Annotated in this window: 12 protein-coding genes; 2 read left to right on the forward strand and 10 right to left on the reverse strand. The window is 41.2% G+C overall.

The window, feature by feature from the left end:
• Window positions 1–388 precede the first annotated feature (388 nt).
• Window positions 389–2,062 carry a hypothetical protein gene (locus J2T13_RS05315; protein ID WP_429369048.1) on the reverse strand — a complete coding sequence of 558 codons (1,674 nt, stop codon included), beginning with the start codon at window positions 2,060–2,062 and terminating at the stop codon, window positions 389–391.
• Window positions 2,063–2,554: 492 nt separating this feature from the next.
• The gene (locus J2T13_RS05320) at window positions 2,555–3,316 is read right to left on the reverse strand and encodes a VCBS repeat-containing protein (RefSeq protein WP_429369050.1); all 762 of its coding nucleotides are present in this window, start codon (window positions 3,314–3,316) and stop codon (window positions 2,555–2,557) included.
• A gap of 197 nt (window positions 3,317–3,513) precedes the next feature.
• On the opposite strand from J2T13_RS05320, the gene J2T13_RS05325 reads away from it, so the two are divergent.
• Entirely contained in the window at window positions 3,514–3,744 is a 231-nt protein-coding gene (locus J2T13_RS05325) for a hypothetical protein (protein ID WP_429369052.1), read from the forward strand.
• A 139-nt stretch (window positions 3,745–3,883) separates the two neighbouring features.
• On the opposite strand, the gene J2T13_RS05330 is transcribed toward J2T13_RS05325, so the two are convergent.
• Window positions 3,884–4,831, reverse strand: a complete 948-nt coding sequence (locus J2T13_RS05330) for a helix-turn-helix transcriptional regulator (protein ID WP_429369054.1) — start codon at window positions 4,829–4,831, stop codon at window positions 3,884–3,886.
• A gap of 269 nt (window positions 4,832–5,100) precedes the next feature.
• Between J2T13_RS05330 and J2T13_RS05335 the strand changes: the two genes are divergently transcribed.
• The gene (locus J2T13_RS05335; protein ID WP_429369056.1) at window positions 5,101–5,766 is read left to right on the forward strand and encodes an alpha/beta hydrolase; all 666 of its coding nucleotides are present in this window, start codon (window positions 5,101–5,103) and stop codon (window positions 5,764–5,766) included.
• A gap of 302 nt (window positions 5,767–6,068) precedes the next feature.
• Here the strand turns inward: J2T13_RS05335 and J2T13_RS05340 are convergent, their stop codons facing one another.
• The 7 genes from J2T13_RS05340 to J2T13_RS05370 form a co-directional block, all read right to left on the reverse strand.
• Complete coding sequence (locus J2T13_RS05340) at window positions 6,069–6,638, reverse strand: manganese catalase family protein (protein ID WP_429369058.1); 570 nt, start codon at window positions 6,636–6,638, stop codon at window positions 6,069–6,071.
• A gap of 25 nt (window positions 6,639–6,663) precedes the next feature.
• Window positions 6,664–6,930 carry a spore coat protein CotJB gene (locus tag J2T13_RS05345; protein WP_429369059.1) on the reverse strand — a complete coding sequence of 89 codons (267 nt, stop codon included), beginning with the start codon at window positions 6,928–6,930 and terminating at the stop codon, window positions 6,664–6,666.
• Window positions 6,911–7,210, reverse strand: a complete 300-nt coding sequence (locus tag J2T13_RS05350; protein WP_429369061.1) for a spore coat associated protein CotJA — start codon at window positions 7,208–7,210, stop codon at window positions 6,911–6,913. The genes J2T13_RS05345 and J2T13_RS05350 overlap by 20 nt, the downstream gene beginning before the upstream one ends.
• 120 nt (window positions 7,211–7,330) lie before the next feature.
• Window positions 7,331–8,677 carry a hemolysin family protein gene (locus J2T13_RS05355; RefSeq protein ID WP_429369062.1) on the reverse strand — a complete coding sequence of 449 codons (1,347 nt, stop codon included), beginning with the start codon at window positions 8,675–8,677 and terminating at the stop codon, window positions 7,331–7,333.
• Window positions 8,678–8,693: 16 nt separating this feature from the next.
• Window positions 8,694–9,827, reverse strand: a complete 1,134-nt coding sequence (gene yfkAB / locus J2T13_RS05360; RefSeq protein WP_429369063.1) for a radical SAM/CxCxxxxC motif protein YfkAB — start codon at window positions 9,825–9,827, stop codon at window positions 8,694–8,696.
• A 195-nt stretch (window positions 9,828–10,022) separates the two neighbouring features.
• On the reverse strand, window positions 10,023–11,111 hold the full coding sequence (locus tag J2T13_RS05365; protein ID WP_429369065.1) for an HD-GYP domain-containing protein: 1,089 nt from the start codon (window positions 11,109–11,111) through the stop codon (window positions 10,023–10,025).
• 105 nt (window positions 11,112–11,216) lie between these two features.
• Window positions 11,217–12,041: an undecaprenyl-diphosphate phosphatase gene (locus J2T13_RS05370; RefSeq protein ID WP_429369066.1), complete on the reverse strand. Its 825-nt coding sequence runs from the start codon at window positions 12,039–12,041 to the stop codon at window positions 11,217–11,219.
• Window positions 12,042–12,059: the final 18 nt, after the last annotated feature.

Consider the following 12,059-nt stretch of genomic DNA (forward strand, 5'->3'; position numbering starts at 1 on the left):
CATCATTAGAACACAGGTTTACGAAGAAAATAAAAATTATGAGGGTAAGCACACGATCAGCAGACACATCAAAATCACTCGGTATGAAAGACCATTTGTCTTCTTCTTATCTCTCAATGATAAAGCTCTATTTGTTTATTGAAATGCGGTTATTAAAGCCTCTTATACGTTTTTTAAAGAGATCTAGTTAAAGCAAAAAACGGCTATGAGGTCCCCTTTTAAGGATCTCATAGCCGTTTTCCGAAATAAACCATCATAGGGTACCCCCACCATAACAGGGTACATGGTATCGGAATGTAAACCGAATCCGCTTCATCCCTCACCTCATATAGTGGAATGAATCGAATGCCGCGTTCCTGACTTCCGATCTTGCATGAGTTAATGCCGATTAAACGGAGTAGTTATTTAATGAAATCTGGATTCCGTTAAGCCAAGCTTGCGATGACTCCTTCTCGCTAAGGTTCAATTGCAGTTGTTCACCTGCTAAGGCAGTATATTGCACTTCTAATGAATTCTCTGTTTCAAACTTCGGGGCTTTAAGATTTAAGGCTTCTATAAACGCATCCAGCCCCTCAATGCCAAGCTCCGCTGCCTGCTTCACACTCATAGCCTCCACAACAACTCCACCCGGCATTCCTTTGACTGTTACTTCTACATATCCGGGACGTTCCTGCAACTGGTATGAATGCGATAAGAAAATGGCGAAGTAGGCCTGATCTACATGACCGAAAATAGCCTTAGGCTGCTCTTTCCATTCTCCCTTAGGAAGTACGCCAACTATTGAATCAACCTCTCCTTCAGGTACCGGATACAATGAGATAATGACATTCTTATGGAAGAGAACCTCTGCATAACGGCTTTGATGCCGAGGGTCCCCCTCATTATATCGTTGACCAGGATGGAAGAAAAATAACTGATTAGCTCCTCCCTCCCCGCTCACTGGTAGTGAGAAAGCCCAGCGTAATTGCTCATTATCAAATTCCTCTACCCGCTCCCACATGCCTCCGGCTGCAAAGTCCTCCGTAATATAAGCATAGGAATGAAGCAGTGGCTGCGCTTCTGTAGCTTCAGAAATGACCTTTTGAGTTAGCTTTGTTACTTCCACAGGTACTCGACGATCTATTGCAACTGCTCGAACCAGTTCATGGGCCTCATAGAACAAGAGTCCTGCGTATTCAGTCCGCGGCATAGCTTCAGGCAATCTGAAATCACCAAACTGTACATAATCATGAAGCACATTACTATCCCCCGGTACATCATGCGGCCACCCTCTGGAATGTGCGCCTACCCAGGCTCCCCGGAGATAAAACTGTGAACGTACATTCCACAGGTGATCAAGCATCTCCTTAAGACCTATCTGTAGATCAACATCCTCTGTGCTCACAAGCTCCAAGGCGCAAGTAAACGCCTGCACCCAATGCCAGAACCACGGCAGACTGCCATATTCCGGCATCCCCTTGGAACGGATATATGCCAACGTGTCTTTCAGGCTCTGTCTGCCATCCTCTATGAGAAGCTCATCATCGAACATTGTTCCAAAGACTAATTTTGCCGCTGTATATTTCGCTTCATGATGATTAAAGGTTATCACTGGCTTACGGAAGAAATCACTGCGATAGATGTGGCCCAAGGCTGTATTAAATGCACCACGCAGATGATCGTTCAATAACCCGCCGTACTCCCTGTAGAAGTAAGCCATCAAGCTACCCATAATTTCTACGGGCAGCCCATGAGGAGTAGCTTCTCTCGGCACGGGATTTAAACCGAGTGGCCAATGGCCGTACAACACCGTTCCATGCTGCCTGTTCTGCAGCAATAGGGTCTCTAGAAGCACATCCTGTGCCTTCTTTTTTGCATCATCACGATTAAAAGGGAGCTCTAAAGTAGTATCAATAGCGGCTGTGAAAAGATAAGAACCATAATAAAAGTTGTTGCGTACATCATCGTGGAACCATAATCCACTCTCTAGCAATTGTTGACGATCTGCTTCTATCGCTATTCTAACTATGATTTCTTTTTGTCGTTCCTTATAAGTGCTCTTAATACCCGTTAACTCTGACATTTATGATCACCCTCTACCCTAGCCCTGCTAACTACTTTTGCGAGCTGATTCTTATTGACTGGCTTGACTAAATCATCCATGGCTCCATATTGGAGTGCCTACCGTACATATGTATATTATTGATAAGCGCTTACAAAAATAAATTTGACCTGTTTCCTTGAGTCGTGAATATCCCGATTAATATCGATCCCAGGAAAGCAGTTATTTCAGTCCCCGTATAATAACGGGCTCGTCATCCGCCAACAGTACCCGAATATGTTTCTCATCATAGGTTCTATTTTAGTTCACTCAAGGTTGCTGAGCAAAAATAAGAAAGGCAGTATGAACGGTTATAAGCGGTACGTTCATACTGCCTGCCCGCTCTAACATCCTTAATTCTTATATAATAACATATTCATGAAGAACTTATTTAAGGAGACATGGCTTTTGGAACACCAACACCCTCAATAATTCAGTTGTTATTTTAAAATGATATAGTAGAATGTTAGCCTGTTAGACAACTGTTCCATATATCGAGAACCACTGATCCTGTAATTTCCAACCGTCGCTCTGCCATTTCAGTATATTCGTCACATAACCAAACCGATCCGCATGATAAAGGCCGCTTACCCCTTGCATCGCCATCAGTTCGTATATTCCATCTCGATCAAAATCAACTGGATATAAACCACTGAGCGGATCTACAAAACCCTCTATGGGGGCTTTCAAGGTTCCATCTGGGTTATAGATTTCATTCAAATAATCTTTGCCACGTGATGTAATATCCAATATATATACTCGCCTTGTATTCGTATTGGTCAATTGCAACCTATAACCATTCAAATAATCCACTTTGTACTTCCAGTAATCATTATAGGATTCAGAGTTAAATAGCAGTTGCGATTTCCCTCCCACCAAGGAATACAAATAATCATACGTTGTGGCGCCAGATCCACCACTTTCAATGGTTACTAAGATGTCTGAGATGCGATCCCCAGTAAAATCACCTAAAAATAAGCGAGGGTTATAACCCGCATTCTCACTTGGGGAAATCCGGTAACTCTTAGAGCTAGCACCATCTTTAATTAAAAGTGAAATTCCAGTAATGAATGGACTGTTCTCATCCTGTTGATTTCCTATCAACCATACTTCATCAGGAACACCGTCTCCGGTTACATCTGCACGTCCACTATCCAGAATATGCTCTCTATGCACTGTTGGGCCCCCCGCTGACCTTGTAGCATAATTAGGCGTACCGTACGTGTACTGCATCATGATATTTGCTCCTTCGCATAGGTATTTACCTATACTCTATGAACGGACGGGCACAGAGGTGCCTACTCGGAGTATGTGAATGCAATGTTGTTAAACAAGAGAAATGTCCATGAAAAAAAACAAAATAAAGAATCATCGATATATGGAGTAGCAAATCCATAAAAAATAAGTGTACAATGTAGAGGGAGGTGATAGAAATGGATAATGAACTACTTCGTTATACCTTTGCCTATATAGTTCTATCTACAGGAAAAGAAGAACAAATCAGCGTGTTTGCTAACAGTAAAGAGTCTGCTCAAGAGCTTGCTCTAGAAACTGCATTTGATTACGAGTTTACGTCAAAGGAAAATATTCAAATGGGTCAACTTCTGAGTATTAGTAAAGCAGTAGGCGATAACTACGTTGAATGCGCTGGTTGCGCATCGTAATATAGAATCATCGATAAATAAGACAAGCTACTCTAAGAGTATCTTGTCTTATTTATGTATTCATTTCCTTTATACAACCCCTTTTCATCAACTAGTCTTACTATATAAAAACGCTAATGACAACATTATGTCAGTAGTGTCAGTAGCGTTTCATCATTTTTACAGCTTCTTCTCGAACTCGACTCCTAAGTGTTTCCGGTTCAAGCACCACGACATCCGCTCCCCAACTAAGCACCCACGGCAGTAACTCCTCAATTTGGCGGACACGAAATGTCATAACCAAACCATTCTGGTGATTCACTAGTTCCTCCATATAAAAGTTTTTCGACTCTACTAATAGATGTGCAATGTCTGGGTCCGCTTGAATACGCACACGTAAGTCACGATCATCAGAGGGTCTATAATCCTGTAAAATGAAATCGGACGGATACTTGAATCGTTCTGTCAGAACCAAAAGATCGCTCATTCTTGATACTCGAAAATGGCGAAGTTCTTGCCGCAAATCACACTTTGCAATCATCATCCATGAACCATTTAAAAGCACTAGTCCGTAGGGAGAAACCGTACGCACACTGTGACGATTTCCATCGGTTTCAGAGATCGCTTTCGAATAACAGAACTTCACCTTACATTCCTCTAATATAGCAGAGCGTAATATCTCTATATATTCTTTCTCCCAACCCTTATTCGCAGATTCATCAGTGGCTAAGAGGCGGATGGTTGTACGCGCCCTAGATACTTCTTTGCGAACTCCTTCCGGTAAAATAGCTTCTATTTTCCTTCGGGAGGTTTCAGCCTTTGCACCGTAACTAACATCAAACTTTTGTTGAACGAAATCTGTTCCGATCAGCAATGATACAGCTTCTTCCACCGTAAAGCTTAAGGGAGGAAGGAAATATCCCTCCATTAATGAATACCCTTGTCCAGGCGAACCCACGACAGGTACTCCTGCTTCGCTAAGGGCTTGAATGTCTCGATATATAGTTCTCCTACTTGTTTCAAATGTAACCGCCAAATCCTCAGCTCGTAAAACCCCCTTGCGTTGTAACTCAAGTACGATGGCTAACAATCGATCTGTTTTGTTCACATTATCTGCATCCTCTCTTGTAAGGACAAGAATCTCTTCGAATTTTCCCTATTTTAATTATAACCTCTGACATTCCTAAAGAAGTTACTTTATTTCGTGTATAGATTCAAAGGACAATAGGATACATTAATCTTGATTCCAGAAATGATAACCGTGGAAAACACATTTCAACGTCAGGGTAATACCCTAAATTCAATGGATGAGTTAGCCAACTTTAAAGTACAATAAAGAAATCAAAGCACTTATATCAATAGAAAGAAGGATTAGCTGTGACTGTCTGTTTGCTGATTCACGGATTTACTGGAGGTGAGCATGAGATTGCGCCCCTTGCCGATTTTCTGCAAGAGCATGGATGTAAGACGCGAACTTTCACTTTAAAAGGGCATGGCGGGAGTCGAAAGGACATGCTTAGCGCCGGTAGAGCCGATTGGATTGAAGGCGCAGAGCATGAGTTGTTGAACTTGTTAGATGAGTATAACGAAGTGCATCTGATCGGATTCTCAACCGGATCGTTAATTGCTGCACACTTATCGGTTAAATATAGTAGTAGGATTGGCACGATTACGATGTTATCCACTCCTGTGTTTCCTTTGAATCGACCTGAGATCATGAAGACGCTTCTAGATGTACATATGCTGAAGGCATATGTCCGTAATTTCCTTGTGACTCCATTGAGAGCCACGCGTGAATTTTATCGAATTGTTAATGAGTCATTTGACATATATGAAGAAGTGAAGTCACCGGTACTTATCGTTCAGGGAGCCTCGGATCATCTGGTCAAGCCTAAAAGTGGGCCATTCCTTCATGAACGCCTAGGTTCGATGAATAAGAAACTGCTTATGATAGAAAAAAGCGGCCATCTGGTCTGCCACTGTAGTGACCACAAAACGGTGTTCGAAGCCGTTGCATCTTGGGTGAACGCCCATCCGAAGTAAAAAGTATGAGTATAACAAGAGTAACCCGAGATACCCCTCTAAAGGACATTATTCTTTCTTCAAATCCGATCCTCAATCCCGGAAGCTATTCCTTTCTACTGGATGTTTAAATAAATGCTAACCCTTCTGTGTAATATCAAGTTTAAGTACCTTGCCACTGGCTTTCCGTCTTCACGATCAAACAGCCCTCATTGAACAGCGGCTCTTTCCTATGGAGCTTATTTGCAGGGAACACAACTTCACACAAAAAAGCCGCGCATATAGTAGCGCGACTTCTCTTTTCATCATTTGATATGCTCTCCTCAGAACACCTTCTGCTCTTGCCGATCGTCCTTAATAATCTCTACGGCTTCCCTGAATCGAATCGCATGAATGATCTCACGCTCCCGTAGAAACTTCAAACTGTCCTGCAAATCCACATCATCAGTCATGTCGATCAGCCACTGGTATGTAGCACGAGCCTTCTCTTCTGCGGCTATATCTTCATAAAGGTCGGCGATAGGGTCACCCTTGGCTTGAATATAGGCTGCCGTGAAAGGGACGCCGCTTGCATTCTCATAGAATAGTGCGCTATCATGGGCCGCATAATGGGCACCGAGACCAGCGGCCATCAGTTGTTCTACTGTCGCATCTTTCGTTAACTTGTAGATCATCGTGGCGATCATCTCGAGATGAGCAAATTCTTCCGTACCAATATCAGTCAAAAGCCCTATCACTTTATCGGGAATAGTATACCGTTGATTCAAATAACGTAATGCAGCAGCCAGTTCTCCATCAGCTCCGCCGTACTGTTCCGATAAATATTTTGCCATCTGAAGATCACATTTACTAACTCGAACTGGGTATTGTAACTTCTTCTCATAAACCCACATGAACGAACGTCACCTCCGTTAATTTCTAAACTTGCCAAGGCCAAGGGCTTTGTGACCACTCCCATGGATATTTAGAAAATGCACGACCAAAATTCTGAAGAGGACCATATACTTCTTGAAATTTTTTCGCTAATTTCTTACGTTCTTGCACAAGTTGATTAAATTGCTCAATACTTCTAAGATCATTGGGGTGCGTATCCAAAAACAAATTGAGTTCAACAAGTGCAAAATCCACCACTTGTAGTTGCTCTAGCCACTCATAATATTGCTTATCACACGCTGTGGGTTCCATCAATCTTTTCCCCCCTTTGTGTACGTCTAGAAGTATATGGACTGTAGTATGCAGGCCATAACGTTCCTAATCTCAAAGCTTCCGGCAAACTGTATTGTGGTAGATCAGCGGGCTGAAAAACAACATACTGATTGGGTGGTACTACATAAGTCTTGAATGGTAATGGTGGGCATGGGTCAAACGGACTGACAAAAGGCTTATACCTACGTACCTCAGGGTTCAACAGAAGTCCTCCTTTATAGTTGTTAACTCCATCGATTACACTCTTCTTTATTAACATATGACACGCGCCCAGAAAATGAACTATTAAATCAAAACACAACAAAAAAAACCCTTCTGCCCGAGGATTATTCCTCTTAACAAAAGGGTTAACATCATGCACGAAATAGTTAGATCTCTTTTACTCCTTAATGGATCCTTCTTCAATTGTATCATCAATCTTAGGAGCACGTTGAATCGTCACACGTGTCACTCGAAGACGAGTTGATTCCTCTACTTTGAATATCATATTTCCGACTTGTACACTCATTCCCTTGGAGGGATTCCCCTCCAACTCTTTGAATAGCCATCCTCCGATGGAATTCACTTCATGATCCTCAATGATCACACTTGTCAGATCATTAACATCTTCAATCATCATCCGTCCATCGACGGAAATCTGATCGCCGTTCATCTCTACATCCGGTCGTTCGTCTTCGAATTCATCATAGAGTTCTCCAACGATTTCTTCTAATATTTCCTCAGCGGTGAGCATACCCGCAGTACCTCCATACTCATCTACTACAAGTGTCAGCTGCGAGTGCTTCTTCTGCATTAATCGAAGCACATGACTAATCTCCATCGATTCTGGCACATTTAGTATAGGGCGAACCATGGATAAGAGATCTGCTTGATGCACTTCATCTGCCAATAATAAATCAGTGATATGTATGAAACCCACAATGTGATCTTTATCTTCTAAGGCCAGAGGATACCTAGAGTGTCTCGTTTCCGTAATGATCTTCAAATTCTCCTCAAAGCTAATGTTAGCATATAAGCAGATCATATCTGTACGCGGAAGCATAACCTCTCTTGCCAATAAATCTGAAAATTCAAAGATATTATCCATTAGCTTCATTTCATCCTTATCAATCACACCACTTCGAGCACTCTGATCCATCAGAATTCGAATCTCCTGCTCAGAATGTGCGGCTTCAAGCTCACTAGCAGGATGAATACCAACAATGCGTAAAAGGGCATTAGCAGATGCATTCAACACCCAAATAAATGGGAACAGCACTTTATAAAAAAACATCAAAGGAGCAGATAGCAGCAGGGCTGTCTGTTCTGTTCTCTGAATAGCAATCGATTTAGGCGCTAATTCGCCTAGCACGATATGTAAAAAGGTAATAATACCAAAACCAATCGTTACCGATACGGTTGTGATTAATGTTGTATCTACAACACCTAGTCTAAACATGATGGGTTCGACCAATAGTTCAGAAATCGCCGGTTCTCCAATCCATCCAAGTCCCAATGAGCTAAGCGTAATTCCAAATTGCGTCGCAGATAGATATGCATCTAGCTTTTTATTTACCTTGAGTGCATAACCCGCCAAACGATTTCCTTCACTGACAAGCTGTGTGAGTCGAGTTTGGCGCATTTTCACAAGTGAAAACTCGGCTGCAACGAATACCCCATTAAGAGTTACAAGCAGCAGAACTAGAAATAAATTTAATGCTAGCTGTCCGAATGCAAACTCATGCAATAGTAACGCCTCATTTCTATAATCTGTTTGCTTTTCTTGTCTTGAAGTCAATATCTTTATAATACATGTCTGCCACAATAAGATTTGGACCACAACAGGAGACCGCATCACAGTGACAGTTAACCTTTTGATTCAATGGATGACCATACGTCCACTGATCAAAGATATCATCAAGCTTTTGATTCCTTATATTACCAAATGACGGAATATCAGCAAAGTCAGTGACGTAAACATCTCCCGAGAAAAGGTTCACATTTACACGATTCCGACCATCTGGATCATTGCGAACTGTAATATTCTCTTGTTGAAATAGACGACGTAATAACATTCTATCTTCCTCAAGACCACTACAAGCATAGAACGGCAACGTCCCAAACAACATCCATATATTCTGATCTCTTGCATCCAATAACTTATGAATGGCTACTCTAACCTCATTCAACGATAACACCGGGAGAGTCGATGCAAAATTAGATGAATACATAGGATGAACTTCATGCCTTACACATCCCATATCTACGATCAACTGATGTATCTGGTCTAACTTCGTATGTGTGCGATAATTAATCATGGACTCAGCCGAAATAAACATCCCTGCTTCACTAAGCTTACGAGCATTATCGATCATAGTATCATATAAGCGGTATGCTGCTTGCTTACTTACAGGATGTCCACTATTGGCAAACCCTACTTCATGGAAATCATCACCATTTAAATAATTAAATGAAATGTGCATAACATCAAGATACGGAAGCAGCTTCTCGTAACGATCCATTCCCAAGGTCAGGTTAGAATTTATTTGCGTTTTGATTCCACGATCTTTAGCATATTTAAGAAGAGGTACAATAACCTCATCAAGAGTTTTTTTACTGAAAAGGGGTTCTCCTCCCGTCATACTTATCGTCTCTAGATGCTCAACTTCATCTAAACGTCTCAACATAGCATCTAATTGAATATAGGGCGCTTCCTTCATCACTAGCATATCTCCAACGGCACAGTGCTCACAGCGCATATTACAGAGGTGAGTAACGGTCATTTCTACACTGGTTAATACGTGTTTACCATAAGTGCGAAGAGAAGTAATGGGATCCCATGGATCATAGCTGGGCGACATTTTCTGCAATTGAAGCGTTTTGTTATCCGAAATCATATCTTTCCACCTTATTTCTTTAATTAACCACAAATATAACTTTGAAATAATCATATCACGAAGAAAGCAAAAAAAACCATGTCGCAACGACAGGACAGCGATAGAGAAATATAAATATTCCCCACCGTTGAAATGGTTTTTCTATCTAACGATACTTCATAAGTTTTCTTTACCCCAGTCCACCTAATCCATTAATCAAGATTCTATGTCCCCAACATGGGTAACAACTACCGATAGAACCTGAGTCAAATCCAAGTCAAAAGGAGCTTTATACGATTCCCCAGATGCGTTAGTCATAACACGAACTACGGGCCGTTGCGGCATATTAATGTCTATTTTAGAGACAACCCCCGTCTCACCGGTACTTAACTTTACAGACATTCCCGGAGGGTAAATAGCTACCTTATCACGAAACAGCTCCAATTTCTGCTGATTATAGAGTGTACCTGATCCTGCATACATGACTTCCATCGCTTGATGAGGTAACATAGCTGGACGATAGACCCTATGGGATGTCATAGCATCATAAGAATCCGTCAGCCCAAGCCACTGAGCATATTCATGAATTTCTGAGCCCTTGAGTCCCTGCGGATACCCCGTCCCATTGAGACGTTCATGATGTTGTAGTGCACAATGTGCTGACAACAAAGGAATGTTAGGCTCATCTTTCAATATTTTGAACCCAATTTCAGTATGAGCTTTCATCTGTTGAAATTCCTCATCACTCAGCTTGCTTGGTTTAAACAACAACTTCTGCGATGTTTGAGTTTTGCCGATATCATGGAGTAAAGCGCCCATACCTAATACAGATAACTGATCTCGACTGTAACCATATGAGATACCTAGAATTAAAGTATACACACATACATTCAATGAATGTTTATATAAATAATGATCTGTCATATTCATATCTGTCAGCATGATCATGGAAACATCGTGAGATCCTAGATCATCTAGGATGGAGTCCATCATTCCTGAGAAACTCTTACCTAAATGGTGACCCCCTTTAGTAATCGTAGATGTTCTAGAAAGGGACTGAAATTGAACGCGGATCGTTTGCAGCGCTTTTCTTCTAGTCTCTTCATGAAGCACCTCTGGAATTTCAATATCTTCCGTCATGGCGTCCTGGATATAGATATATCCTATATCAAGTTCCTTTAAGCGACGAATAATGGGAGAGCTTAATTCTACTCCCTCAGCTAATAAAATTAAACCTTCTTCACTATATATCTTCTTTCCAATCTTCATCCCCTGCTGCAGCATATGAACAGGTAATAACCGCACACAACATCACCCCTAGATATGAAACTGGTAACCAATAGCTGCTCGTACTTCATCTCGTCATTCATTGCTCACCCGTTACCATTTCTAGTGTCAGAGATTGATGAATTAGTTCAATATAAAAATCCAAAAAACGGCAGCTAGCACAAATCTGTATATCGCAAAATGCGTTAGTCTAATTTTTTGAATAAGTTTCATAAATGCCAATACTACTACGTAAGCAACAACAAATGAAATGATAAATCCAATGGCAAAGTAGCCAATATTAGTGCTATTGAAATCTTTATAAGTATCAAGTAACTCATATCCGGATGCAGCACACATAATTGGAATTGCGATCAAAAAGGAGAAGTCCGCTGATGCTTTGTAACTTACCCCGCTAATCATCCCCCCTGAAATGGTAGATCCTGAACGGGAGAACCCTGGCCAAAGGACCGAGATAATTTGAAACAATCCAATATATAAAGCTTGCTTATAAGTCATCTCATCCATATCTTCTGCCGTAATCGTAGCTTTTGTTTTATTATACCACTCTGCAAAAATCATGAAAATACCACCTGCAACAAGCGCCCATACTACCGTATTCGCATTAAATAAACTCTTGATAAAATCACGTGCAAAAAAGGCAACAATAAGTGCAGGTGAAATCCCTAATATCACGTGAATCAAATTAAGCTTAGAACTTGGTCTTGCAGCATTCACAGATTTCTTCTGATTTAAACCTAGAAGATTCAAAATACGGCGCCAATACACAATGGCAATAGCAAGTATCGCCCCTAATTGAATGACGATCTCAAAAGTCTTCATAATTTCATCTTGATCGTTATACCCTAACACTTTGGATGTCAGAATCATATGTCCTGTTGAAGAGACCGGAATAAACTCCGTTATTCCCTCCACAATACCAAGGATAATTGCTGCAATAGTATCCATTTCTTCCTCCCTAACTGA

The organism is Paenibacillus sp. DS2015, assembly GCF_050433705.1.
Lineage (GTDB): Bacteria > Bacillota > Bacilli > Paenibacillales > Paenibacillaceae > Paenibacillus_AQ.

Bases quoted from the DNA above. Each gene is read 5' to 3' on its own strand.
- J2T13_RS05340 (WP_429369058.1), bottom strand. From the start codon at position 6,638: ATGTGGGTTTATGAGAAGAAGTTACAATACCCAGTTCGAGTTAGTAAA.
- J2T13_RS05350 (WP_429369061.1), bottom strand. From the start codon at position 7,210: ATGTTAATAAAGAAGAGTGTAATCGATGGAGTTAACAACTATAAAGGA.
- J2T13_RS05370 (WP_429369066.1), bottom strand. From the start codon at position 12,041: ATGGATACTATTGCAGCAATTATCCTTGGTATTGTGGAGGGAATAACG.
- yfkAB (WP_429369063.1), bottom strand. From the start codon at position 9,827: ATGATTTCGGATAACAAAACGCTTCAATTGCAGAAAATGTCGCCCAGC.
- J2T13_RS05345 (WP_429369059.1), bottom strand. From the start codon at position 6,930: ATGGAACCCACAGCGTGTGATAAGCAATATTATGAGTGGCTAGAGCAA.
- J2T13_RS05325 (WP_429369052.1), top strand. From the start codon at position 3,514: ATGGATAATGAACTACTTCGTTATACCTTTGCCTATATAGTTCTATCT.
- J2T13_RS05315 (WP_429369048.1), bottom strand. From the start codon at position 2,062: ATGTCAGAGTTAACGGGTATTAAGAGCACTTATAAGGAACGACAAAAA.
- J2T13_RS05320 (WP_429369050.1), bottom strand. From the start codon at position 3,316: ATGATGCAGTACACGTACGGTACGCCTAATTATGCTACAAGGTCAGCG.